At 66.5% G+C, this 20,723-nt stretch carries 22 protein-coding genes; 9 read left to right on the top strand and 13 right to left on the bottom strand.

Annotated elements, in window-relative coordinates; translation table 11 throughout:
- Nucleotides 1-96: 96 nt before the first annotated feature.
- Nucleotides 97-696, bottom strand: coding sequence for a Holliday junction branch migration protein RuvA (gene ruvA, locus SPHN_RS14570; RefSeq protein ID WP_107963179.1), 600 nt, complete (start codon nucleotides 694-696; stop codon nucleotides 97-99).
- Nucleotides 697-778: 82 nt separating this feature from the next.
- Here ruvA and SPHN_RS14565 point away from each other — a divergent pair, with 82 nt between their 5' ends.
- Complete coding sequence (locus SPHN_RS14565) at nucleotides 779-1,030, top strand: hypothetical protein (protein ID WP_248524445.1); 252 nt, start codon at nucleotides 779-781, stop codon at nucleotides 1,028-1,030.
- On the opposite strand, the gene SPHN_RS14560 is transcribed toward SPHN_RS14565, so the two are convergent.
- The 5 genes from SPHN_RS14560 to SPHN_RS14540 all read right to left on the bottom strand — a co-directional run bounded on the left by SPHN_RS14560 (nucleotide 1,027) and on the right by SPHN_RS14540 (nucleotide 4,997).
- Nucleotides 1,027-1,221, bottom strand: coding sequence for a hypothetical protein (locus SPHN_RS14560; protein ID WP_248524444.1), 195 nt, complete (start codon nucleotides 1,219-1,221; stop codon nucleotides 1,027-1,029). The genes SPHN_RS14565 and SPHN_RS14560 overlap by 4 nt on opposite strands.
- Nucleotides 1,218-2,381, bottom strand: a complete 1,164-nt coding sequence (locus SPHN_RS14555) for a polysaccharide pyruvyl transferase family protein (protein ID WP_248524443.1) — start codon at nucleotides 2,379-2,381, stop codon at nucleotides 1,218-1,220. The genes SPHN_RS14560 and SPHN_RS14555 overlap by 4 nt, the downstream gene beginning before the upstream one ends.
- Before the next feature lie 589 nt (nucleotides 2,382-2,970).
- Entirely contained in the window at nucleotides 2,971-3,477 is a 507-nt protein-coding gene (gene ruvC, locus SPHN_RS14550; protein ID WP_248524442.1) for a crossover junction endodeoxyribonuclease RuvC, read from the bottom strand.
- A gap of 203 nt (nucleotides 3,478-3,680) precedes the next feature.
- Complete coding sequence (locus SPHN_RS14545) at nucleotides 3,681-4,424, bottom strand: YebC/PmpR family DNA-binding transcriptional regulator (protein WP_107951882.1); 744 nt, start codon at nucleotides 4,422-4,424, stop codon at nucleotides 3,681-3,683.
- Between the two features lie 30 nt (nucleotides 4,425-4,454).
- Entirely contained in the window at nucleotides 4,455-4,997 is a 543-nt protein-coding gene (locus SPHN_RS14540) for a DUF1003 domain-containing protein (protein WP_248524441.1), read from the bottom strand.
- A gap of 263 nt (nucleotides 4,998-5,260) precedes the next feature.
- Between SPHN_RS14540 and SPHN_RS14535 the strand changes: the two genes are divergently transcribed.
- Together SPHN_RS14535 and SPHN_RS14530 are read left to right on the top strand one after the other, a co-directional pair.
- Complete coding sequence (locus SPHN_RS14535; RefSeq protein ID WP_248524440.1) at nucleotides 5,261-6,724, top strand: ATP-binding protein; 1,464 nt, start codon at nucleotides 5,261-5,263, stop codon at nucleotides 6,722-6,724.
- Between the two features lie 169 nt (nucleotides 6,725-6,893).
- Nucleotides 6,894-7,184: a GIY-YIG nuclease family protein gene (locus SPHN_RS14530; protein ID WP_248524439.1), complete on the top strand. Its 291-nt coding sequence runs from the start codon at nucleotides 6,894-6,896 to the stop codon at nucleotides 7,182-7,184.
- A 172-nt stretch (nucleotides 7,185-7,356) separates the two neighbouring features.
- Here the strand turns inward: SPHN_RS14530 and SPHN_RS14525 are convergent, their stop codons facing one another.
- Together SPHN_RS14525 and SPHN_RS14520 are read right to left on the bottom strand one after the other, a co-directional pair.
- Nucleotides 7,357-7,599 carry a DUF2312 domain-containing protein gene (locus SPHN_RS14525; protein ID WP_197942503.1) on the bottom strand — a complete coding sequence of 81 codons (243 nt, stop codon included), beginning with the start codon at nucleotides 7,597-7,599 and terminating at the stop codon, nucleotides 7,357-7,359.
- Between the two features lie 168 nt (nucleotides 7,600-7,767).
- The gene (locus SPHN_RS14520; protein WP_248524438.1) at nucleotides 7,768-8,082 is read right to left on the bottom strand and encodes a DUF1244 domain-containing protein; all 315 of its coding nucleotides are present in this window, start codon (nucleotides 8,080-8,082) and stop codon (nucleotides 7,768-7,770) included.
- A 79-nt stretch (nucleotides 8,083-8,161) separates the two neighbouring features.
- On the opposite strand from SPHN_RS14520, the gene pyk reads away from it, so the two are divergent.
- The 4 genes from pyk (at nucleotide 8,162) to SPHN_RS14500 (ending at nucleotide 13,011) form a co-directional block, all read left to right on the top strand.
- Nucleotides 8,162-9,625: a pyruvate kinase gene (gene pyk / locus SPHN_RS14515; protein WP_248524437.1), complete on the top strand. Its 1,464-nt coding sequence runs from the start codon at nucleotides 8,162-8,164 to the stop codon at nucleotides 9,623-9,625.
- 628 nt (nucleotides 9,626-10,253) lie between these two features.
- Nucleotides 10,254-12,308 (top strand): carbon starvation CstA family protein, encoded by a 2,055-nt coding sequence (locus tag SPHN_RS14510; protein ID WP_248524436.1) that lies wholly within the window; start codon nucleotides 10,254-10,256, stop codon nucleotides 12,306-12,308.
- A complete protein-coding gene (locus SPHN_RS14505; protein WP_248524435.1) occupies nucleotides 12,305-12,493 on the top strand; it encodes a YbdD/YjiX family protein in 189 nt (62 codons plus the stop codon). The genes SPHN_RS14510 and SPHN_RS14505 overlap by 4 nt, the downstream gene beginning before the upstream one ends.
- Nucleotides 12,490-13,011, top strand: a complete 522-nt coding sequence (locus SPHN_RS14500; RefSeq protein WP_248524434.1) for a biliverdin-producing heme oxygenase — start codon at nucleotides 12,490-12,492, stop codon at nucleotides 13,009-13,011. Before SPHN_RS14505 ends, SPHN_RS14500 begins: the two co-directional genes overlap by 4 nt.
- Before the next feature lie 55 nt (nucleotides 13,012-13,066).
- Here the strand turns inward: SPHN_RS14500 and SPHN_RS14495 are convergent, their stop codons facing one another.
- Entirely contained in the window at nucleotides 13,067-13,369 is a 303-nt protein-coding gene (locus SPHN_RS14495; protein ID WP_056411856.1) for a polyhydroxyalkanoic acid system family protein, read from the bottom strand.
- A 9-nt stretch (nucleotides 13,370-13,378) separates the two neighbouring features.
- Nucleotides 13,379-13,798: a VOC family protein gene (locus SPHN_RS14490; protein ID WP_248524433.1), complete on the bottom strand. Its 420-nt coding sequence runs from the start codon at nucleotides 13,796-13,798 to the stop codon at nucleotides 13,379-13,381.
- Between the two features lie 358 nt (nucleotides 13,799-14,156).
- Here SPHN_RS14490 and lnt point away from each other — a divergent pair, with 358 nt between their 5' ends.
- Nucleotides 14,157-15,689: an apolipoprotein N-acyltransferase gene (gene lnt, locus SPHN_RS14485; RefSeq protein ID WP_248524432.1), complete on the top strand. Its 1,533-nt coding sequence runs from the start codon at nucleotides 14,157-14,159 to the stop codon at nucleotides 15,687-15,689.
- 71 nt (nucleotides 15,690-15,760) lie between these two features.
- On the top strand, nucleotides 15,761-16,978 hold the full coding sequence (metK, locus tag SPHN_RS14480; RefSeq protein WP_248524431.1) for a methionine adenosyltransferase: 1,218 nt from the start codon (nucleotides 15,761-15,763) through the stop codon (nucleotides 16,976-16,978).
- Nucleotides 16,979-17,072: 94 nt separating this feature from the next.
- Here the strand turns inward: metK and SPHN_RS14475 are convergent, their stop codons facing one another.
- From SPHN_RS14475 to SPHN_RS18520, 3 genes are read right to left on the bottom strand one after another with little or no spacing between them, the layout of a single operon-like run.
- Entirely contained in the window at nucleotides 17,073-17,690 is a 618-nt protein-coding gene (locus SPHN_RS14475) for a phosphatase PAP2 family protein (RefSeq protein WP_248524430.1), read from the bottom strand.
- Nucleotides 17,690-18,511, bottom strand: coding sequence for a formate/nitrite transporter family protein (locus SPHN_RS14470; protein WP_248524429.1), 822 nt, complete (start codon nucleotides 18,509-18,511; stop codon nucleotides 17,690-17,692). Before SPHN_RS14470 ends, SPHN_RS14475 begins: the two co-directional genes overlap by 1 nt.
- Nucleotides 18,512-18,557: 46 nt before the next feature.
- The gene (locus SPHN_RS18520; RefSeq protein WP_248524428.1) at nucleotides 18,558-20,714 is read right to left on the bottom strand and encodes a glycosyltransferase; all 2,157 of its coding nucleotides are present in this window, start codon (nucleotides 20,712-20,714) and stop codon (nucleotides 18,558-18,560) included.
- Nucleotides 20,715-20,723: the final 9 nt, after the last annotated feature.

Genomic DNA, 20,723 nt, shown 5'->3' with positions numbered 1-20,723 from the left:
AGGTTGCCCTTTCCTCCCCCTCCGTCTGGCATCCGCCAGCCACCTCCCCCTTGCGGGGGAGGATCGTCAGCTTAGCCAACTGGAATCAGGGTGAAACTACGACTTAGACGCTTTCCGCAGCGCCAGCCGGACCAACGCATCAAGCGAAGCCCCCGGCCCCAGTTCCTCGTCCGCCGCCGCCACCGCGACGCTCGCCTCGTTCGGCCGAAAGCCGAGGTTGAGCAACGCCGACACCGCATCCGCAGACGCCCCCGGCGCGGCATTGACCACCGCTGGCCCGAGCCCCAGCGCGATGCCGCCGACCTTGTCCTTCAATTCCATGACGATCCGCTGCGCGAGCTTGGGTCCGACGCCGTTCGCCCGCGCGACCATCGCCTTGTCACCACTGGCGATCGCGCGTGAGAGATCGACCGGCTCCAGCGCCGACAAGATCGCAAGCGCTACGCGTGCGCCGACCCCCTGCACACCGGTCAGCAACCGGAACCAGTCGCGCTCGTCCGCGCTCGAGAACCCGACCAGCCGCTGGAAATCCTCGCCGACGAGCAATTCGGTGAACACCGTGCACGCCTCGCCGATCGGTCCGAGCGCCGACAAGGTGCGCGCCGACGCGCCGACCAGATAGCCGACGCCGCCGACGTCGATCACGGCGTGGTCGATGCCGGTCGAGTCCAGCCGTCCTTTGAGATGCACGATCATTGCCGCGATCGGTAGAACATGGCGTGCGTCCCGTCATCCTCTCAAAATTCGCGGTCGCCTACGGGAGCCGATCGAACCCCGCATGCGCCTTCAGGTCCGCGGCACTCGCGCCGGCCATGCTCATGCTGCTGACCAAGTTCGCCAGGTTCGGCATCGCGCCGAGATCCTACCCGCCTTTGCCTTCCAGTCCGAGATCGACGTTGAAGTGTTTCTCGATCCGGATCAACAGCGTGGCGTGCGCCAGCGAATGCCAGCCAGCGACATCGTCGGCGGTGGTCGCCACGTCGACAACCGCCGCATCGAAGATCGCGGCGCCGATCGTATCGGTAGCTAGAATCCCCCGCCGATGTGCTGGAACAACCGGGTATGGCTATCCCAGAACCGCACCGGATCCTGCTTGGTCGCGGGCAAGGGCATCATCGCCGGAACGCAGCCCGCCAGGATCGCACCGACGAACGCATAGAGCAGGTCGGGCGACGATCGGGGCGCGATCAGCCCGATGGGTTGGGTGGGCCGCCGCGTCATCCGCAAAGAGTTGACAGCCGCGCGCTGACGGCGATGTCATGCGCCTGCAACGCGGTGCGGAACGTCTTCGCGAGCGCGGCGCGGCGCGTGTCGAACGCTGCCCCGGCTTCGGCGGTCCAGGCGGTCGCGACGATCTCGCGCAGGTCGGATACCGGATCGTCGTCGAAGGGCCGCGACGGTATCGCCATGGTCTCGGCCATTTCGCGCGTGCGACTGTCGACATGCAGGACGACTCCCGGTCGCTCGGCCTGGATGGCGAGCGCCACGCCGTGAAACCGCGGTCCGATCGCATAATCATAGCGCCGCAGAAAGCTCATCCAGGTCTGGCTGTCAGTAAAGACGAAGGCCCGCCGACGCCCCCACTCCAGGACCTGCGCGCCGTCGAGGCCGGGCAGCAACCGCTGTGCGAGCAGCGCAAAATCGGCGCTTTGGGTATCGGCAAGATCCGATCGGGCCAGCGCGATCATCGTCTCGGGATGCTGGACGATATAGCAACCGTCGTGACGATCGGCCGCGGCGATCAGGCGGTGTTCGGGCGCCATGTCGGCATGGTGATGATGCCCGGCCGCGATCGCCGGTCGCGTCCCGAGCCCGGCGGCGACCCGCGCCGCGATCCGCCCGCCCAGGTCTCTCGTCGGCGACAGGAACAGCGACGGACAGCCGATAATGGTCGAGGCATAGCCGTTGCGCGCCAGGATCTCGGCCGTATACGCGCCGCGGACGAGCATGGCGGGCGCCGCGCCAGCGGCGGCCGCGACGACGTCCAACGCAGCGCGGGTGCCGTCCTTCAACGCGAGAGCCGCGCCAATACCCGGCGCCTGCGCACCAAGACCAACCAGCAGGACGGGCAAGCCGAACGCCGCGAGACGTGCTGCCCAGCCCGACAGGTCGACATGATCGCCAAGCTGGTTGGCACACGCGACGACGAGAATATCGGCATTAGCGCGGACGATTTCGGGGGGCGTACTCCACGTAATCATGTGCGAGGCGGCCAACGACGCGACCAGCCCGTCGACATAGGCGACATTACCCGAATTGCCGCCAAGCGCCTCGGTTAGCGTCGCGGCGTCGGCGATCGGGATACGGCCCGCGTCGCCCAGTTGCCGGATCGACAGGTTCGGCAAAATCGCGACACGGCGACGAATCTTCGAGACGGTCATGGTAATCTTTCACAGCGAAGTCGAAGCGTGCGGTCACGCGTACATGCGCACGCGCCAGCGCCGGATACGCGACATTGGCGCCAGCGGTCTGCCGCCTGAACTTTACGGGGTCTTCCCGGCGCTCCACAGCAAGGGGGCGGCGGGTGGGTCGAAGGCGAGGGGTGCGGTGCTCGAACAGGATCGAGGCTTGTCGCCATGTGCGACCTGGGCAAACCATCTGAGCGTGCTTTACGTGATGTCGGATTATTTCTGTGCGACTCAGTAGTCGCTTAAATCTTTTAAGATTTTTTCTATCTGGTCACGGCTGCGAAGACTTGGCAACACAAACAAACTAAGACCAACGAATCTGATAGGATCATATTTTTACAATCAAGATTTGACTGTTTTTAAGTCGCATGATCTCATTGCTTAAACTGCCGGGTATCGCGGAATGATCGTCGCGACAGGAAACGACGATTAGCGCCCGGTAGCGCCAACCGTCCTCGAAATATTAAAGACCTGCCGCGGCAAAGCGACGCATGCCATCTCGGACGCCCGGCATCGAGATACCGCTCGCCTCGACAGACCCCGATAACAATCCCAGATGGGTTCAGGCACTCACGCCGGTGCGACGCGACAGCGCGGCCGCGCTCGCGACATGATGGGCGTGGGTGATCGCCACCGCGAGCGCATCGGCGGCGTCGGGGCCGGCGAGCTTCGCGCCGGGCAGCAGCACTGCCATCATCGCCTGGATCTGCTTCTTGTCCGCGCCGCCGGTGCCGACGACGCCCTTCTTGACGGTCGACGGGTGGTATTCGCCGATATGCAGCCCCGCCCCCGCCGCGGCGAGCAGCACGACGCCGCGCGCCTGGCCCAGCTTCAGCGTCGATTGCGCGTTGGTGTTGCCGAGCACTTCCTCGACCGCGGCACCATCGGGCCGCTCGGTACGGATGACGTCGATCAGCGCGTTGTAGAGCGCGGTCAGGCGGCGGGGCAGCGCCATCGACGGGTCGGTCTTGATCTGGCCGTTGGCGATATGGCTCAGGCGGTTGCCATCGGCGCGAATGACGCCCCAGCCTGTGGTGCCGAGGCCGGGGTCTAGTCCCAGGATGATCATGGGAAAGTAGAAAGTTGGTTCACGCGGAGACGCGGAGACGCGGAGGGGGTGCGTTCCTGGCGATCGGGTCGCGTTAGCGGGACTTTTACTCCGCTAGGCTGGCCAACAGATTTGAGGCCGCTGGCGCGGAGGACGGATCCGCACGGCACAACTCTCCGCGTCTCCGCGTCTCCGCGTGAACCCGCCTTCTTCATCTCAATGGCTCAACCCAGCGACTCCATGATCTCGTCGGAGATCTCGTAATTGCCCCAGACGGTCTGCACGTCGTCGTCCTCGTCGAGCGCATCGATCAGCTTGAACAAGGTCGCCGCATCGTCCGCCTCAACCGCGACCATGACCTGCGGACGCCAGGCGAGCTTGGCGCCTTCGGCCTCGCCGAGCTTGGCTTCCAACGCCTTGGCCACCTCGTGCAGGTCGCCCTGCGCGGTCCAGACCTCATGGCCGTCCTCGCTCGACGTGACGTCCTCGGCGCCCGCTTCGAGCGCCGCCTCGAACACCGTGTCGGCATCGCCCGCGCTCGCCGGATACGAGATCAGCCCGACGCGGTCGAACGCATGGCTGACCGAACCGCCCGCGCCCAAGTTGCCGCCGTTCTTGCCGACCGCGACACGCACGTTGGTCGCGGTGCGGTTGCGGTTGTCGGTCAGCGCCTCGATGATCAGCGACACGCCGCCGGGACCGAAACCCTCGTAGCGGATCTCTTCGTAATTCTCGGCATCGCCGCGGCTCGCCTTGTCGATCGAGCGCTGGATGTTCTCCTTCGGCAGCGACGCCGCCTTGGCCGCGTTCACCGCCGCGCGCAGGCGCGGGTTCATGTCGACGTCGGGCAGCCCCATCTTGGCCGCGACCGTGATTTCCCGGCTGAGCTTGCTGAACGCCGACGAGCGCTTCTTGTCCTGCGCGCCCTTGCGGTACATGATATTCTTGTATTTGGAATGGCCTGCCATCGGTGCCTCTAATAGCCTGAAGCGCCGCTCTTAGGCTCCGGGGGCGCTTTTCGCCAGACCGTCTATCTTCTGCTCGATCGCGTCGAGCCGGGCCAGCACGAGATGGTCGATCTTGTGATGGATGCGCAGGATGTCGAGCTCCGCGCGCAAATTGGTCTCGTAATCGAGGCTGGCGGCGAGGCGATCCTTCGCCGATTGCCGGTTCTGGCTCATCATGATCACCGGCGCCTGGATCGCCGCGACGGTCGACAGCAGCAAGTTGAGGAAGATGTAGGGATACGGATCGAACGCCCGGCCGAAATGCGCGAGGATGTCCGAATTCAGCAGCATCCAGCCGATCAGCACCAGCGTGAAGGCGATGATGAACGCCCACGACCCGCCGATCTTCGCGACGCGGTCGGACAGCCGCTCGCCGAAAGTCGCCTGTTCGTCCGAGACGTCGGCGGCGTCGCGACTGACGGTCGTACCCGATTCTATACCGGCGAGGACACGGCGCTCCTCCTCGTCGAGATCGTCCGGCGCCTTGCCGAGCAGGCGTTGCGAGAGATCGGCGAGCGGGGAATGTGTGGCCATGCCCCAAGGCCTAGCCGGGATTGCGGATTATTCCAGCGCGCAAAGCCCTGGGTGCGACGGAGCCTTGCTCATCCTCCCCCGCCAGGGGGAGGTGGCGCGAAGCGTCGGAGGGGGAGGACACGGAACAGGCGTTGCCCTTTCCTCCCCCTCCGTCTGGCAAGCGCCAGCCACCTCCCCCTGGCGGGGGAGGATCGCGACGCTGAATAGCTGCACCCCACAAAGACTCCTTGCTCCGACACGCCCGCACCTGCCAAACGCGCGGCATGACGGTTAGCGTGAATATGGGCACCGACGGCAATGGTACTGCCGTCGGCGTCGACCTGGAGGAACTACTCGCCACCCGCCTGTTGGTGCAGGGCAATTCGGGCTCGGGGAAATCGCATCTGCTGCGCCGGCTGCTCGAGCGATCGGCGGGGCATGTCCAGCAAATCGTGATCGATCCGGAAGGCGATTTCGTGACGCTCGCGGGGCCGCACGGCCATGTCGTGATCGAGGCGGGCGACTATAGCGAACGCGAGATTTCGCGGATCGCCACGCGGTTGCGCGAACATCGGACGTCGGCTGTGCTGAGCCTCGAAGGGCTGGAGGTCGAGGGGCAGATGCGGTGCGCCGCATCGTTCCTGTCCGCGCTGTTCGATGCCCCGCGCGAGCATTGGTATCCGGTACTGGTGGTCGTCGACGAGGCGCAGATGTTCGCGCCTGTCACTGGTGGCGAAGTGTCGGAGGAAGTGCGCCGCGCGTCGCTGGCGGCGATGACCAACCTGATGTGCCGCGGGCGTAAGCGCGGCCTCGCCGGCGTGATCGCGACGCAGCGCCTCGCGAAACTGGCGAAGAACGTCGCGGCGGAAGCGTCGAACTTCCTGATGGGCCGCACCTTCCTCGACATCGACATGGCACGTGCCGCCGATCTGCTCGGCATGGAGCGGCGTCAGGCCGAAGCGATTCGCGATCTCCAGCGCGGTACGTTCATGGCGCTCGGGCCGGCAGTCTCACGGCGACCGATCACGGTGAAGATCGGCGACGTCGCGACGTCCGCGCGGAGCGGCAGCCCCAAGCTCACCCCCCTCCCCAGCGCCGCGCCGATGGACCTGCAGGACCTGCTGTCCGAGCCGGTGGTCGACGCCCCAGAACTGGGCCTGATGTTCGATTCGCGCCCGCGTCGCGTGCCGGCGGAGGAACTGCTCGACGGCATCGCCCGCCCGCCCGATCCGCGTACCGCCGCGCCACCGCCGCCGGAAAAGACCGACGACGAGGTCGAAGCGGTGTATGCCGACGTCTTCCGCGCGATCGTCGAGGATCCGGAGTCGACGTTGCGGCCGCCATCGGTGCTGTTCCAGGATTTCCAGGTGCGCTGTCGGATGGGGGGGCTCGCCAAGCCGCCGCTGGATTTGCCTGGTTTCGTGCGGCGTCTCAGTTGTGCCCGCGCGGGGATCTTCGACATGACCGACGAGGCCTGGACCGCCGCGCTGGACGTCGCGAGCGGGTTGCCCGACGACATGCTCGGAGCGTTCCTGCTGGTCGCGCGCGCGGCGCGCGAAGGCGAGCCGTGTCCCTCGGACGCGCGCATTGCAGCAACCTACGGCACGAGTTCAATCGGCCGCGTGAAGCGGCTGATCGGCTATATCGAGAGCCGCGAACTGATCGTTTGCCGTACCGATCTGGCCGGCAAGCGCTCGATCACGATCCCGGGGCTGGGCTGGACGACGCTGCCGGCTGAGGCTGCGTAAAATTTGACTCCCCCGTCATCCCAGCGAAAGCTGGGATATTCCGCGGCTAGGAGCGCCCCCGTCCCACTTGGTACGGGATATTGGACGGGGCGCGTTCCTCCTCGCCGCAGGAGATCCCAGCTTTCGCTGGGATGACGATTGAATCTGGGATGATGGATGGGGGGCGGGCATGGCGCAGGGCGGCTGGGTCTACATGATGGCGAACAAGCCATTCGGCATGTTGTACATCGGCGTCACCGCGTATCTGGCGTCCCGGGTTCATCAGCATCGAATGGATACCGGGTCGGCCTATTGCAGGCGGTACGGACTCAAGATCCTCGTATTCGCCGAGCAGCACGAAACGATCCAGGATGCGATCGCTCGCGAGAAGATGCTCAAGGCGTGGAAACGGTCGTGGAAGGACGAGCTGATCGCCACGATCAATCCGGAGTGGCTGGATCTCTACGACCAGTTGCACTGAACGGCCTTCTCGGCGCGGCCGAAATTATAACCGTCATCCCAGCGAACGCTGGGATCTCCCGCGGCGAGGAGGAACGCGGCCGGTCACATAACCGGCGCTGCGTAATTTGGACACGCTCCTCGCCGCGGAATATCCCAGCTTTCGCTGGGATGACGGCTCAATCGGACGATGCTCAGATCATCCCCAAAGCCTGGAGATACACCTCGAGGATTGCCTCCTCCTCCTGATATTCTTCCTTCTTCTTCTTCCGGATCGACAGGATCTTGCGGATCGCCTTGGGGTCGTAGCCACGGCCCTTGGCTTCGGCCATCACGTCCTTGATGTCGTCCGAGATACCCTTCTTCTCTTCCTCGAGACGCTCGGCGCGCTCGATCAGCAGGCGCAGTTCGTCCGCTGCGACTGCGCCGCCGCCCATGCCGTGTTGCCGTTCGTCAGACATCGAAAATTCCCCACTCGCCAGCGCCACGCGCCGGCCCAAAAGCCAATCGAGATACAAGCCCGCACCGGTGACCGCCGTCTCACGACGTCGTGAATCATGCCGCTGCTGGTGCGGGACGGCGTCTAGGCGTTTACCGTGCTTGGCTCAATCGCCTGAATCGAACGGCGCGTTCTTCGCGACGCTCGCCTTCATCCGTTCGAGCTGCTCGGGGCTCGCGTCGCCCTGATGGTGCGCCTTCCACTCCGCGTACGGCATTCCGTACACCGTCTCCCTCGCGTCATCCTTCGACAGGCCGCCTGCTTCCTCGACCCAGTCCGACAGGCAATTGCGACAAAACCCGGCCAGCCCCATCAGGTCGACATTCTGCGCGTCATCGCGGTGGCGGAGATGGCGAACGAGGCGACGGAACGCTTGCGCCGCTACGGCATCGTCCAATGTATCGAGGCGATCGGGGGTCATTTATACGCTCCGTGGTTGATCCAGCGCAGATAGGGGCTAAGGCCCGTCGCGGCAAAGACCTTCCCCAGGAAACGCAAGCATGACCATGGCCATCGCACCCCGTTCGCGGAAAGTCCGCATCCTCGCGACGCTCGGGCCCGCCAGCAGCACGCCCGAGATGATCGCAACGCTGTTCCGCACCGGCGCCGACGCATTCCGCATCAACATGAGCCACGGCGACCAGCACTCGAAGATCGCCGTGATCCAGGCGATTCGCGCGCTGGAGAAGGAATTCGGCCGGCCATCGACCATCCTTGCCGATTTGCAGGGCCCGAAACTGCGCGTCGGCAAGTTCGAGGGCGGGCGGACCGTGCTGGAGACCGGGTCGACGTTCGTACTCGACCGCGACAAGACGCCGGGCGATGCGACCCGCGTCGAACTGCCGCATGACGAGATCTTCGTGGCGATCGAGCCGGGTGCCCGGCTGTTGCTCGACGACGGCAAGCTGGTGCTCCGCGTCGTCTCGCACGGCCCGACGCAGATCACGACGCGGGTCGAGGTCGGCGGCGCACTGTCGAACAGCAAGGGGCTGAACGTCCCCGACGTCGTGCTGCCGATGGCGGCGCTGACCGAGAAGGATCGCAGCGACCTCGATTTCGCGGTCGACCAGGGCGTCGACTGGATCGCGCTCTCGTTCGTGCAACGTCCGGAAGATCTCTGGGAAGCGCGCAAGCTGATTGGCGGCAAGGCGGCGCTGCTTGCGAAGATCGAGAAGCCGGCGGCGATCGAGCGGCTCGAGGAGATCGTCGAGGCCTGTGACGGCGTAATGGTCGCGCGCGGCGATCTCGGCGTAGAGATGCCGCCGCAGGCGGTGCCACCGTTGCAGAAGCGCATCGTCGAGGTTTCGCGGCGGATGGGTCGCCCGGTGGTGGTCGCGACGCAGATGCTCGAATCGATGATCACCTCGCCGTCGCCGACCCGCGCCGAAGTGTCCGACGTCGCGACCGCGGTCTATGACGGCGCCGACGCGATCATGCTGTCGGCGGAGAGTGCGGCGGGCGCGTGGCCGGTCGAATCGGTGGCGATGATGGATGCGATCGGCGTATCGGTCGAGGCGGACCCGGAACACGGCGACCGGATGCATTTCACCGTCATGAAGCCCGATCCGACGACGGCGGATGCGCTGGCCGAGGCGGCGAAGAACATCGCTGCGACCGTGTCGGCGGTGGCGATCATCTGCTTCACGACGTCGGGCTCGACCGCCCGCCGGATCGCGCGCGAGCGGCCTTCGGTGCCGCTGCTGGTGCTCACCCCGAACCAGGATACCGCGCGGCGGCTCGGGCTGTTGTGGGGGACGCACGCGGTTCACACCCGCGACGTCGAGTCGTTCGAGGACATGGTCGCGAAGTCGAAGCGGATGGCGTTGCGACACGGTATGGCCAAGGCCGGCGACCGGGTGATCGTGCTCGCGGGCGTACCGTTCCGGACGCCTGGGTCGACCAACGTGCTCCATGTGGTGCGGATCGTCGGGGACGAGCTGAAGGGGCATCACTCGCAGGTTTGAGTTTGGGGGCTGATGTCCGGCTGATGGGCTGAAATGCCCTCTTCCCCCCTCCCTGGAAGGGAGGGGTCGGGGGTGGGTCGGCTTCCCCAAGGCCCGACGGTCGTGGCTTAAGCCGACCAACCCATCCCCAGCCCCTCCCTTCCAGGGAGGGGAGCGAAGTGTGTGCGGACCGTCCGAGCAGGAACCCGTCATGCGAGCGCGCCCTGCCCCGTCATGCCGGGCTCGTTCCGGCATCCACCGTTCCGCATGCTCGCGGTCCGTGGAGTATGCGGAACGGTGGGCCCCGGCCTCCGCCGGGGTGACGGAAGAGGGGGTGGCTGGGTGGCTGGGCGACCCAACGCCGAGCGCCGAGCGCCGAGCGCCGAACGTCGAACCCGCCCAAATATCAGATCCGCCGGCAATGAAGCTTGGACCGCATCAACCAAGCGCTCCACCCCGGCGGAGGCCGGGGCCCAGTTGGGGGACGGTGATGACGACTCCCCCGCTCCGTTACGGCCACCTTGCCAACTGGGCCCCGGCCTCCGCCGAGGTGGGGCTGTGCGCCGGGTGCCTGAGCTAATCTAGGCTAGCGCTCGCCTCCCGAATACGCGATGTCGCGCAGGACGGACCGCACGGGAGGGCGAGCGCAATGACATTACGCGAGAAGATCGGTTGGGGCGCGCTTGCCCTGCTCGGGGCCTGCGCGCTTGCGGTCGTCGCGTTCGAGCGGGGCGAGCATGTCAACGCGCTGTGGATCGTGACCGCTGCGGTCTCGGTCCAGCTGATCGCGTACCGCTTCTACGCGCGCTACATCGCGCGGCATGTGATGCAGCTCGACCCGTCGCGGCAAACCCCGGCGCTGCGCCGCGCCGACGGACTCGATTACGTCGCGACCGACCGCAACGTCCTGTTCGGGCATCACTTCGCCGCCATCGCCGGCGCTGGGCCGCTCGTCGGTCCGGTACTCGCCGCGCAGATGGGCTACCTCCCCGGCACGCTCTGGATCCTCGCCGGCGTCGTGCTCGCAGGCGCGGTGCAGGACTTCATGATCCTGTTCATCTCGATGCGCCGCGACGGGCGCTCGCTCGGTGAACTCATCCGGATGGAGATGGGTGCGATTCCCGGCGTGATCGCGCTGATCGGCGCGTTCGCGATCATGGTCATCATCCTCGCCGTGCTCGCGCTGATCGTCGTCCGCGCGCTCGCGGGCAGCCCATGGGGCCTCTTCACGGTCGCCGCGACGATCCCGCTGGCCTTCCTGATGGGGATCTACACCCGCTGGATCCGGCCCGGAAAGGTCGGCGAAGTCTCCGTTCTCGGCGTCATCGGGCTGCTCGCCGCGATCGTCTATGGCGGCGCCGTCGCCGCCTCGCCGACCCTCGCACCGCTGTTCACGCTCACCCCGGTGCAGCTCTGCGTCCTCATGGTCGGCTACGGCGCGGTCGCCTCCGTCCTCCCGGTGTGGCTGCTGCTCGCACCCCGCGACTACCTCTCGACCTTCCTCAAGATCGGCGCGATCGTCGCGCTGGCGATCGGCATCGCCGTCGTCGCGCCGCCACTGCGGATGCCTGCGCTGACCCCGTTCATCGACGGATCCGGCCCGGTCTGGTCGGGTGGGCTCTTCCCGTTCCTGTTCATCACGATCGCGTGCGGTGCCGTCTCCGGCTTCCACGCACTGATCGCCAGCGGCACCACGCCGAAGCTGATCGCCAGCGAAGGCGACGCGCAGTTCATCGGCTATGGCGCGATGCTGATGGAGAGCTTCGTCGCGATCATGGCGCTGGTCGGCGCGTCGATCCTCGATCCCGGCGTGTATTTCGCGATGAACAGCCCCGCGGCGGTGGTCGGCACCGACTTCGCCTCCGCCGCCACGGCCGTCACCGCGATGGGCTTCCCGATCACCCCCGAACTGCTGGCGCAGACCGCGAAGGATGTCGGCGAAACCACGATCGTCTCGCGGACGGGCGGCGCGCCGACGCTGGCGGTGGCGATGGCGGAAATCTTCAGCAACCTGATCGGCGGGCAGGCGATGAAGGCGTTCTGGTATCATTTCGCGATCCTGTTCGAGGCGCTGTTCATCCTCACCGCGGTCGATGCGGGCACCCGCGCCGGGCGGTTCATGTTGCAGGACCTGATCGGGCTCGCGGTACCGTCGTTCCGCAATGCCTCGGCGATCGTGCCCGGCCTGATCGCGACCGCGCTCTGCGTGACCGCCTGGGGCTTCTTCCTGTACCAGGGCGTCACCGATCCATTGGGCGGCGTGAACACGCTGTGGCCGTTGTTCGGGATCTCGAACCAGATGCTGGCGGCAGTCGCGCTCGTGCTCGCCACCGTCGTGCTGTTCCGGATGAAGCGCCAGCGCTACGCGTGGGTGACGATCCTGCCTGCTGCGTGGCTGTGCCTGTGCACGATCACCGCCGGGCTGATGAAGCTGTTCGCGAGCGATCCGAAGGTCGGCTTCCTTGCGCATGCGTCGAAGTTCGCCGACGCGGCGGCACGCGGTGAGTTGCTCGCGCCGGCCAAGACGATGGCGGAGATGCAGCGGATCGTGCTCAATGACCGGATCGACGCCGGGCTGTGCGCGCTGTTCCTTGCTGTGGTGCTCTCCATCGTGTTCTTCGGCATCCGTACATGCCTCGCGGCGCTGAAGATCGACAGGCCGACCGTCACCGAAGTCCCGCCCCAGCTGGTGGCCGCGGAATGATTCGCGCGCTCTACGCAAAGGCGCGCGAGACCGCGCTGCTGATGGTCGGCGTGCCGTCCTACACGGCGTATCGCCAGCACATGGCCGAGCGCCACCCGGACCACGCGCCGATGGACGAACGCGCGTTCTTCCGCGATCGGCAGGAGGCGCGGTACGGCAGCAAGGGCGGCGGGCGCTGCTGTTGATCGAGGCAGCATCGACCGTCGCGCGACTCCGGGCGGCGACGGCGAGCGATCACGACGCGGTCGATGCCGGGTTCGGACGCTATGATCTGAACGATGCGGACGATTACCGCGCGTTCCTGCTCGCGCATGCCAGGGCGTTGCCGGCCGTGGAGGCTTGGCTGGACGGCATTCCGGGTCTTGCCGCGGTCCGATCTCGGAGTGAGGCGCTTGCCGCCGATCTCGCCGCGCTGGGCGAGGAGATGCCGACGCCGATGGCCTTCGACCTGGCGCCGAGCGAAGCGGCCGGCTGGGGTGCGATGTACGTGGTCGAGGGCTCGCGGCTCGGCGGCATCATGTTGTCGCGATCGGTGCCCGACGACATGCCGTCGGCGTATCTCGGCGCCAAACACCTGTCCGGCGAATGGCGCGCGTTGCTGGCCGCGATCGACCGGCAGCCTGCCGACGAGGCCTGGGTCGCGGACGCGGTCGCCGGCGCCAAGGCTGCGTTCGCGCTGTATCGGCGCGCGCCGGAGGCCTGATCCGCCTCCGGCGCCCTGTCTGTGTAGGCTAGTAGTCGGTGTCGGCTAGTCGGGGTCAGCGCAGGAGCTTCGGGGCTTCCTTGCGGATCATGTCCTGGATCTTGCTCGCGAACAGCCCGAGGATGCCGGGCAGGTCGACGACCGCGTGGACGTTGGTCTCGAACACCGTAACCGCGCTGGCGATCGTCTGGCCCATCGCCTGGATGGTGAAGTGCAGCGTGTCGCCGTCCCAGCGATGGTCGGTCACCGACCCGCCGGGGATGCTGGCGCTGATCTTGTCGATGCCGCCGTCGAGTCGCGCGCGGACTGCCGCCTTGCCGAGCTGATGGGGAACGTCGACGGTGATGGGGTTGGCCATGAATAGTCCTTAAGTCGCGAAAAGCATGTCGTCGTTGGCGAACGCCTTGAACTCGAGAGCGTTGCCGCTGGGATCGCAAAAGAACATCGTCGCCTGCTCGCCGGGCTCGCCCTTGAAGCGGACATAGGGCGCGATCCCGAACTTTACGCCGGCCGCGGTGACGCGTTCCGACAGCGTGGTCCAGTCGTCCATCGTCAGGACGACGCCGAAATGCGGCACGGGGACGGCGTGGCCATCGACCGCATTGGCGACCGCGACGGGTTTGGCCGAGGGGTCGAGATGCGCAACGATCTGGTGGCCGAACAGGTCGAAATCGATCCACTGGTCGCTGGAGCGACCTTCGCGACAGCCGAGCGTCGCGCCGTAGAAGGTGCGCGCGGCGGCGAGGTCGTGGACCGGGAAGGCGAGGTGGAAGGGGCGTAGGGTCATGCGGCGGAGGATAGGTTGGGATGGCGGGTTCGTCGACCCGGGGGATTGCGTGGGGCGAGATCACCGATACGAGCGTGCCGCGTAAAACCTTGTTCTCCCGCGAAGGCGGGAGCCCAGTCTGGGTCCCCGCCTTCGCGGGGAAACAGGAATGGGGCGGCACATACCGCCCCACACGCCACCACCCCGGCGGAGGCCGGGGCCCAATTGGGGGACGTTGCTAACGAAGGGCAGCGCGTCGTTACTGCGACCTTTCCAATTGTGCCCCGGCCTTCGCCAGGGAGGTACTAGGCGGCGGCCGCACCACCCCCATCCCACCGAAAACATTGCCCCCTCTTCCCCGCCACGCCATAGCGCCAGCGTGACCCGTTTCCCCGCCCTCGCCTGCCTCATCCTCGGCGCGATCGCCGCCACCGGCTTCGCTCCGCTCGACCGATGGCCGCTGACGCTGATCGCGTTCGCGGTGTGGATGAAGCTCGTCCACGATGCTCCGACCCTGCGCAACACCCTCTGGCGCGGGTGGATGTTGGGGCTTGGGCATTTCACCGTGAACAACAACTGGTTCCAGCACGCGTTCGACTTCCAGGACGCGATGCCGCCGGTGCTGGGCTATTTCGCCGCGGTCGGGCTGGCGTTGTATCTGGCGCTGTTCCCGATGCTGGCGGCCGGACTCGCGTGGCGGATCGCACGGCGACCCGGCAGCCCCGATGCGACGTTCGTGCTGGTCTTCGGCGCCGCCTGGATCGCGACCGAGTGGCTCCGCGCGACGCTGTTCACGGGCTATGCCTGGGATCCGCTGAGCGTCGTCTGGTTGCCCGCGATCGGCGTCGCGCGACTGTCGGCCTGGATCGGCACCTACGCCTTGTCGGGAGTCACGATACTCGCCGCGGGTGCGTTGCTGCTGCTCGCCGTGCGCCGTTGGACCATGCCCGCGATTGCCATTCCCGCGCTGAGCCTCGCCGCACTTTCCGCGCTCTGGACGAACGCGCCGCCCCCCGCCCCCAACGCGCCGCTGGTCCGCGTAGTCCAGCCCGATATCGGTCAGGAAGACCGCAGCGAAACCGATGGCGAACGCGTACTTTCTGCGTTGGAAAAGCTTAGCGGCCAGGGCGGCGCCACGCCCCGCCTCGTCGTCTGGCCCGAAGGCGTGGTGCGCGATTACGTCGAGGACGGCTATCCGTTCTACGCATATGGCTGGTCGAGCCCGCTCTACCTCCGCCGCCGCATGGCGCGGCTACTGGGCCCCGACGACATCCTGCTGATCGGCGGCACCGCGCTCGAGTTCAACGCCAAGGATGAGATCTCTGGCGCGGCGAATTCGGTGTTCGCGCTTGACGCGCAAGCGCGGCTACGGGGGCGGTACGACAAGGCGCACTTGGTGCCGTACGGCGAATATCTGCCGATGCCGTGGCTGCTCAAGCCACTCGGGCTCGCTCGGCTCGTGCCCGGCGATATCGACTTCACCTCGGGCAAGGGCCCGGCGAACCTGACGCTGCCGGGCTTCGGCTCGATCGGGATGCAGATCTGCTACGAGATCATCTTCTCGGGCGAGGTCGTCGACCGCGCGCACCGCCCCCGCATTCTGTTCAATCCCTCGAACGACGCGTGGTTCGGCAAATGGGGGCCGCCGCAGCATCTCGCGCAAGCCCGGATGCGTGCGATCGAAGAAGGGCTGCCGATCCTTCGCGCGACGCCGACCGGCATCTCCGCGATCATCGCCGCCGACGGCCGCCTCGTCGCGACCGTACCGCATGAGACCGCCGGCGCGATCGAGCGACCGATGCCCTCGGCGCTGCCCCCCACGCTATTCTCGCGCGTCGGCAATGCGATGGCGGCGATCATGGCCGCATTGATGCTCGTTACCGCAGTTGCCCTGCGCCGTCGCCAGCGCTAGAAGGACATATAAAGCTTTCCTTATATGTCGCTCCCCGGACTTTCCTGGGCGAGCCTTTGCGAAGAGGTTTCATGCGCAAGTCCTTTCTCTTCACCTCCGAATCGGTCTCCGAAGGCCATCCCGACAAGGTCGCCGACCAGATCAGCGACACGATCGTCGACCTGTTCCTCGCCAAGGACCCGCAGGCGCGCATCGCCTGCGAGACGCTGACGACCACGCAGCTCGTCGTCCTCGCCGGTGAAATCCGCGGCAAGGGCATCTACGAGAACGACCAGTGGGCCGATGGCGTCCTGGAAGAGATCGAGGCTGCGGTGCGCAACACCGTCAAGGAAATCGGCTATGCGCAGTCCGGCTTCCACTGGGAGACGTTCCGCTTCGAGAACAACCTCCACGGCCAGTCCGCGCACATCGCGATGGGCGTCGACGAGAGCGGCAACAAGGACGAGGGCGCCGGCGACCAGGGCATCATGTTCGGGTACGCGACCGACGAGACCCCCGGCCTGATGCCCGCGACGCTGTATTACAGCCACAAGATCCTCGCCAAGATGGCCGAAGACCGTCATTCGGGCGCCGCGCCGTTCCTCGAGCCCGACGCCAAGAGCCAGGTCACGCTGTCGTACGAGAACGAAGTGCCGGTTGGCGCGACCGCGCTGGTCGTCTCGACGCAGCATGCACCGGGCTATTGCGAGAAGGGCGATAACGCCGATCCCGCCAAGTATGCGGTGCTGCGCGACTATGTCATGGGCGTGTTCAAGGACGTGCTGCCCGACGGCTTCATCACCGACGAGACCGCGATCTACATCAACCCGACCGGCCAGTTCGAGATCGGCGGCCCAGACGGCGACGCCGGCGTGACGGGTCGTAAGATCATCGTCGACACCTACGGCGGCGCCGCTCCGCATGGCGGCGGCGCATTCTCGGGCAAGGATCCCACGAAGGTCGATCGCTCGGCTGCGTATGTCGCCCGCTATCTCGCGAAGAACGTCGTCGCTGCGGGCCTCGCCCGTCGCTGCACGATCCAGCTGAGCTACGCGATCGGCATCGCCGAGCCACTGTCGGTGTATGTCGACACGCATGGCACCGGTACCGTCGAGGAAGCCAAGCTCGAGGCGGTCCTGCCGAAGCTCGTTCGCCTGACGCCGAAGGGCATCCGCGAGCACCTCAAGCTCAACGCGCCGATCTACAAGAAGACGGCAGCGTACGGCCACTTCGGTCGCGAGCCACAGGGTGACACGTTCACCTGGGAGAAGACCGATCTGGTCGACGCGCTGAAGGCTGCCGTCGCCTGATCGCTTTCGACCTTACCGGTTGAAAAAACCCTCGCCCGATCAGTCGGGCGGGGCTTTTTTTTTACTGGCCGATCGCAAGCGCCAGCCCAGAATATCAGGCCTTAGCGGGGTCCGTGGCCGCGGCGACCTGGCCTTCGATCACCGGCGCGATCCGGTCGAACACCGCGCTGACCAACGCCTCTGCGACCCAGCCGACGGCAGCGCCGACGACGAGATCGGAGAGATAATGCTTGCCGTTGACCGGCTGAGCCGCTGCGACCGCGCTGGAGATCAGCGCAGCGGGCGCCCCGGCCCCATCGACGTCCCGCGCTATCGCACGCGCCACCGCGACGGCTCCCGCAGTATGGCCGGAGGGAAACGAGGTCTGCTCATGCGCGTCGCTTTTGCCCGGCTCGAAGCGCGCCTTGCCGTCCTCGATCGCCGTTGCCGGACGGGTGCGATCGATCGAACTCTTGATCGCGGACTTCACGAACGTTGCCGCGGCGTGTGCGGCGAGCATGCGGACCCCGCCGCGGATCACATCGGGCCGCCGTGAGATCAGGCCGATCACGACCGTGCCGATCGACGTGACGACCAGCTGCGGCTGATCCCCGATCTCCGCCAGAAATCCGGTTGCCTTCACGACCGGTTTATCCCGATGCTCGGCCGCCTTGTGGGTAACGTCGCGATCCGCTTTGGCGACGGCCTTGGCGGCCTGCTTGATTTCACCCATCAACTTTCATCCCGCCCGTTCATTTCACCACGTACCTGCGCATGCGCCAACAGCGCGAACAACCCCGCACCGCCCAACAGGTTGCCAAGGATCGCTGGCAGTATCAGCCCGATGGTCTGCACGATCTCGGTCCGGTCGGAGAACAGCAGCAACCACGCTTCGACCGAGCCAACGACGGAATGGCTGAACCCGCCGATCGCCACGACATAGGTAATCGCACCGATCACGAGGAATGCCTGTTCGCGTGCATTGGGCAGCGACCATGCGAGGATCGCAATCATGAACCCGGCCGGCACAGCATTAACGAAAGTCGCCCATGCCGAAAGTTCGGTAATCGCAAGCGACACCTCGATCATCGCGGTGCGCAGTTCGGCCCCGCCGAGCAGACCCGTCGCGATCGCCAGACCGGCGATCGCGGTACCCAGCAGATTTGCCCCCAGCACGACGATCCATAGTCGCATCGTGCGCCGCAATGCCCAGCCCGATGGCCTGGTGACCAATGGCAGCATCGCCGTGATCGTGCTCTCGGTGAACAACTGCATCCGCCCGAGGATCACGACGAGAAATCCGATCGGATATCCGAGCGACACGATGATCGACCGCCAAGGCGTATCGGGCAACGCGGCGTGCAGCGCGCCCTCGGCGATCAGCGAACTTGCGATCGCCATGCCCGCAGCAAGCGCCGAGAAGAACAACGAGGAAACCGGGCGATCGAGTTCCTCTTCCCCCTCCTCGCGAACCGCGCGGTGCAGGTCCTGCGCATCGGCGGCCTTGAGGTCGTCGACGTCGGGTTCGGGTACGGATGAGTCGGATAATGCCATTACGCCCGTGTAACGGCTCGCTCGCCGCTTTGGGTCCGCGCGGCCACTAGAGCGATGCTGGCGTCACGTGCCACGGATCGGCGCGTCCGGACCGGTCGATAAACGCCAGGATCTCACTCGGGCCGGGCTCTCGCACGCCATCGAACGGCGCGCCGCCCAGCGCCCATTGCGGATTAAGGCCCGGGTCGATCGTCAACGCCTCGCCCCAGCGCGCATAGATATCCGCGAGTTCGGCATCGTCCCATGCCATTTCGTCTGCTGTGCGGCTCCGGCCCCGGGTTTTCGACTCGTCGTGGATCAACTCGATCTGCGGGCAATACCGCACTCGGTATCCCGCCGCGCGCGCGCGCAGACAGACGTCGATATCGTTATAGGCGATCGGCAGCCGCACACACTCGAACCCGCCGATCTGCGCCAGCACGTCGCGCCGCATGGCAAGGAATGCGCCCGTCACCGCGGCGGCGTCATGCTGGGTCACATACCGTGCGCCCGGCCCCGGGTCGTCGAACGCGGCATGGCGCCCCTCGTGCAGCGGCAACCCCTCGCCGGCGCCCATCACGATGCCGGCATGCTGGACGGTCATGTCCGGGTAGAGCAACCGTGCCCCGACGATCCCGACCTGCGGATCGTGCAACTGCTGTTCGAGTGCGCGGTCCCAGCCTTGCGTCAGCATCACGACGTCGTTGTTCGCAAACACCAGCAGGTCGCAGTCCGCCGCGAGCGGATCCGCGATACCCAGCATGTTCGCCCGCGACCAGTTGAAGGGTTCGTCCATCGTCACGACGGCATGGTCGGATCGCGCGGCGCGTGCTCGAAGGACGGCGTGCGTCGCGGGCTCCTGGCTCCGGTTGTCGACGATGATCACGATAATCCGATCGGGCAGGTCAGCCATCGCGAGGAGACTGTCGACCGCCCCGACCAGCATCGCCGCTTCGTCCCGCGTGGGCATGACGATGGCGATGCGCGAACGTCGCGCTGCAAGCGGACCTGGGGGGCCGGGGCTGGCACTGCGGCTGGCACTGGGGCTGGCACTGCGGCTGGCACTGGGGCTGGCGGGCGGCCCAGCGCGCGAACCCGGTACGATCGGCCTTTCCACGCCATCGTCGAGCATCGACGCAAGGATACGCGGAACATGCACCACCGGCGATCGCACCGTCCGCGCGGCGTCGGTCATGCCGGTACGCAAACAGGCGCCCGAAATACCCGCGCAGTCGCCCAGTCGCGGCACCGCGTCTCCCCGCATCGCCACGAGCGGAGGCGGTACGGCGGCACGCAAGAACGCATCGTCGACCCCGTAGAGAACCGGTTCGGCATGACGCTGACCGCGCGCCCAATGGCGTCTTGCGCGGTCATGATCGCACGTTACCGCGGCCGCGCCCGACCGAGCCGCTGCATAGCGCAACCAGGCCAGGGCATGCGGGTGGAGGATGACGCCCGCGTCGATGCTGATCAACAGTCCCGGTCGCTGCGCGTATGTCCCCGCGTCTTCGAACCCGATCCGCATGTCGGTTACGAGCATGCTCGCCACGGGATGGCTGGCGATCCCCGACGCCTCGACCAACCGCGCTTCCCAGCAACGATCCGATTGGTCGAGCAACGCCGTCAATGTGGCCCGCACGGCGGTCGCGGTCGCTGTCCGGCAATCGATCGCCAGCATCATCGGCGCTGTCGGATCGTCGAGCGACGTGGCAAGCGGCGGCGGCGGCCGGACCGCGATATCCGAGCGAAATCTGTCATACGCCGCCATCGGATACGCCGATGTTCCGATCCAGGCGCGCAGAACGTCGTTTGCTTCCGCCAACGCCTCCGCCACCCGGTCGAGCCTGCGCCACATCGCCTGACGATCGATCACAGCCGCTGGAATATGATCACGAGCGCCGAGGTGGACGAGTTCGCCAAGCGCGGAATCGAGCATCGGATCGAGCCGCAGTGCCTGCGCATATGCGGCGACCGCCCCGCCACGGTCGTCTTGCATCTTGAGCAGATGACCATGCTGAAGATGCGTATCGGCGTTGAACCGATCGATCGACAGCGCACGCCGATACGCATCGCCTGCCGCCTGCAGGCCACCCGATTCCTTCAGCGCGTGACCCAGCTGCACCCACCACCCGGCGTTGCGCGGCTGCATGCGCACCACCGCCCGATACCCATCCGCCGCCGCCAGCCAGTCGCGGCGATCCCGCGCGGCATCGGCGCCCGCCACCAGCGCAGC

It is taken from the genome of Sphingomonas faeni, from assembly GCF_023195535.1.
In the GTDB taxonomy this organism is placed as follows: domain Bacteria; phylum Pseudomonadota; class Alphaproteobacteria; order Sphingomonadales; family Sphingomonadaceae; genus Sphingomonas; species Sphingomonas faeni_B.
This window is presented reverse-complemented; position numbering and strand designations above follow the sequence as displayed.